This is a genomic window from Mesorhizobium sp. M7A.F.Ca.CA.003.01.2.1 (assembly GCF_003998945.1).
GTDB lineage: Bacteria > Pseudomonadota > Alphaproteobacteria > Rhizobiales > Rhizobiaceae > Mesorhizobium > Mesorhizobium ciceri.
The window spans coordinates 1-1,133 of the sequence record NZ_RZRA01001309.1 but is presented as its reverse complement, the minus strand read 5'-3'; the positions used below and the strand labels follow the sequence as shown (position 1 = coordinate 1,133).

Genomic DNA, 1,133 nt, shown 5'->3' with positions numbered 1-1,133 from the left:
CGATGGCGACGCGGCCCAGCGATTCCGGACGCCGCGACGGCACGGTGACGATGTCGGCCCAGCGATAATGCTCCGAGGGATCGGGAATGAAAGGCAGGACTCCGACGCGCCCGGCAAGCCCCATCGTTTCGACCAGTTCGGCAAGCGCACGCTCGCGCTCGGTGCTTTCGAAGGCGCCGCCGACCAGCCGCACCTCGACCCTCGCCTGGAGTTCTGCCGGCATCGAGGCGATCGCCTCCAGCAGGACCTCCTGCCCCTTGATCCGGTTGATGCGGCCGAGCAGCAGCACCCGCAATGGTCGCTTGCCGTCATACGTCATTGGTTCGACCGCCGCCGGCCCGGCAACGCCGTTGTAGACGACATGCGCGCGCGCGGCCTTGGGGTCGCCGAAAGCGGCTCGCGTCGCGCGCGAGTTGAAGATCAGATCCGCATGGCTCCAGTGCATCAGGCCGACGAGTATCCTGCGCATGGCGCCTTCGGGGATCTCGTGGATGTGCAAGACGGCTTTGTGGGGCAGTAATCGCGCGGCCAGCGCATAGTCGGCCACGATCGAGGTGTTGACATAGACGAGGTCGCAGGCCTTGAGGCGCCGCCACGCCCTGAACACGGCAACCGGCAATCGCGCCATCTCGACTGTCGCAAGGCGCGCAATGGCCTGGCGCCTCAACACCCAGAGCGGTTCGAAGACGATCCGGCTGGCATGCGCTTCCAGGATCTGGACGATCGGCCCGCTGCGCGGCAAGACCACCTCGATGTCGGCCGACGGAAACGCGGCGCGCAGCGCAGCCACGCTCTCCGCGAAGCTGCGGTCAGAACCATAGAGTTCATAACCCTGATGAACGCAGGCAATCCGCATCTTTGTTTCCCGCCGGGTGCTGCAACCATCGCGCTGGGCGATTGTGGCAGAACCCCGTCCGCAAGAATCATGCCTGGTTCGATATGTCCGACTATCGGTTCGATATGTCCGACTGCCGGCCGTACGCCCCTGGCATTGCTTCGTTTCGATACAGCTACGCACAGAAGGGTTGACCGAGAATGAAACAACCACCGGGTTCAACACCGTTTTTTTACAACCCCGCGCCATGATCCCCTCCCAGGATACCGAAATCGGAAGATGGCACGAAAGTTGCGGT

At 63.7% G+C, this 1,133-nt stretch carries 1 protein-coding gene; it reads right to left on the bottom strand.

Translation table 11 applies throughout. The features are described from left to right. A partial coding sequence (locus EN969_RS32250; protein WP_127419796.1) for a glycosyltransferase occupies window positions 1-856 on the bottom strand: 856 nt, incomplete at its 3' end. Window positions 857-1,133 lie beyond the last annotated feature (277 nt).